General features: G+C 64.4%; 3 protein-coding genes. 1 reads left to right on the top strand and 2 read right to left on the bottom strand.

Annotated elements, in window-relative coordinates:
* Together EN964_RS32725 and EN964_RS32720 are read right to left on the bottom strand one after the other, a co-directional pair.
* On the bottom strand, positions 1-418 hold a 418-nt coding region (locus tag EN964_RS32725; protein ID WP_164776243.1), incomplete at its 3' end, for an HD family hydrolase.
* Positions 418-1278, bottom strand: coding sequence for a folate-binding protein YgfZ (locus EN964_RS32720; RefSeq protein WP_127271671.1), 861 nt, complete (start codon positions 1276-1278; stop codon positions 418-420). The genes EN964_RS32720 and EN964_RS32725, both read right to left, overlap by 1 nt.
* Before the next feature lie 75 nt (positions 1279-1353).
* On the opposite strand from EN964_RS32720, the gene EN964_RS32715 reads away from it, so the two are divergent.
* On the top strand, positions 1354-2066 hold a 713-nt coding region (locus EN964_RS32715; RefSeq protein WP_164776241.1), incomplete at its 3' end, for an amidohydrolase family protein.

The following is a 2066-nucleotide window of genomic DNA, read 5'->3' as shown; positions in this document are numbered from 1 at the left end:
TGATCTCCTTGCGCAGCGCAGCACTTGGCTCCTGCGGCAGCGAGAAGCGCAGATGGATGGCGCGCTGCAGCCGCAACTCACAATCCTTGTAGCTGCCGCCCATCACCGATTTGAACGGTGAGATCATGTCGCCGATGACATATTCGGGGGCGTCGTGCAGAAGAGCCGCCAGCCGGGCGTCGGCCGAAGCCTCGGGTACCAGGTCGCGGAACAGCGCTTCGACCAGCAGCGAGTGCTGGGCAACCGAAAAAGCATACTCGCCGCTGGTCTGGCCGTTCCAGCGGGCAACGCGGGCGAGCCCATGCGCAATGTCTGAAATCTCGATGTCGAGCGGAGAGGGATCGAGCAGGTCGAGCCGGCGGCCCGACAACATGCGCTGCCAGGCGCGTGCCGGCGCGCCGACGCGGTCGGCCGCCATCAGGCCTCCTCCGCGCTGACGGCTTCCTGCGGGAAGGCGAATTTTGCCCAGCCGGGAATGGCTAGTGTAACCGGAACGTCCGCCGCCATGATCGGCAGGTCGGCGTCGAGCGCCGCCTTGATCCGATCGATGCGCGCAATCGCCAGACCGATCGTGCCGGCGGTCGAGCCAAGCATGCCAACCGGCCTGCCTTCGACGGTCAGTTCGATGCCGGGCGCGGGCAGGGACCCGTCAGCCGACACAATCAGCACGCGCCGCCTGGCGGTGCCGCGATGCTGCATGCGCGAGACGACCTCCTGGCCGACATAGCAGCCCTTCTTGAAGCCGACGCCACCGGTTTCGTCCAGCAGCACGTCGTGGGGGAAGGCGTCTCCGAGTTGGTAGTCGCTGCCGCTTTCGGCAATGCCGCCGGCAATGCGGAAGGCTTGCCACGCGGCGACATCGCTGCGCTTATCTGTTTCGCCATAGGAACGCGTGACGGCACCCTTCGGAAAGCGTGTGTCGGCGGCCGCCGTTGAATCGGATTGCGAGGGTGTTGATTCATGTCCCCATGCGACGATGACAAATGCCTGATCGGATTTGGCAATCTCGACCTTGGCGCGCAGTTTGTAGAGCGTCAGCCGGCGTATGAAATCGTCCGATATGTCGGCGCGGCATTCGAGCCAAAATGCATTCTCGCCGGTGCGGGAGATCAGGAAATCGAACAGGATCTTGCCTTGCGGCGTCAGCAGCGCACCGGGCTTGGCTTCGCCGGGAGCCAGGATGTCGAGATCGGTGGTCAGGATGTTCTGCAAAAAATGCTCGGCATCCGGACCTGATACGGAAACGAGGGCGCGGTCTTTGAGCTGGGCAAAGGGCATGGGTGGAAAAGCAACCTGATCTTGCAAAACGGTCGGCCTTTACGTAAGCCGCTGGCACTCCCCCCGCAAGAGAGCATGGCCATGATCTACGACCTCATCCTGACAGGCGGCACCGTGGTCAACCACGACGGCGAAGGGGCTCGCGACATCGGCGTGAAGGGCGGGCGCATCGCCGCCATCGGCGATCTCCGCCAGGCCTCGGCGGGCGAGACGATCGACTGCCGCGGCCTGCATATCCTGCCGGGCGTCATCGACAGTCAGGTGCACTTTCGTGAGCCGGGATTGGAGCACAAGGAAGATTTGGAAACGGGTTCGCGCGCAGCCGTGCTTGGCGGCGTCACCGCCGTGTTCGAGATGCCCAACACCAATCCGCTGACCACCAGCGAGGCAGCGCTTGCCGACAAGGTTCGGCGCGGCACGGATCGCATGCATTGCGATTTTGCCTTCTGGGTCGGCGGCACCCGCGAAAACGCCGGGGATGTCGGCGAGCTTGAGCGGTTGCCGGGCGCGGCCGGGATCAAGGTATTCATGGGTTCGTCCACCGGCGACCTGCTGGTCGAGGACGACGAAGGTGTCGCCTCGATCCTGAGAAACACGCGCCGCCGTGCCGCCTTTCATTCGGAAGACGAATTCCGGCTGCGCGAGCGTCTTGGCGAGCGCATCGAGGGCGATCCGGCATCGCACCCTGTCTGGCGCGATGAAATCGCCGCCTTGCGCTGCACCGAACGGCTTGTGCGCATCGCTAGGCAAGCGCGTGCCCGCATCCATGTCCTGCACATCTCGACGGC

Source organism: Mesorhizobium sp. M7A.F.Ca.CA.001.10.2.1 (assembly GCF_003998575.1).
Taxonomy (GTDB): Bacteria; Pseudomonadota; Alphaproteobacteria; order Rhizobiales; family Rhizobiaceae; genus Mesorhizobium.
Note: the sequence above shows the minus strand (reverse complement) of the source record. Positions and strands in the feature narration are given on the sequence as shown.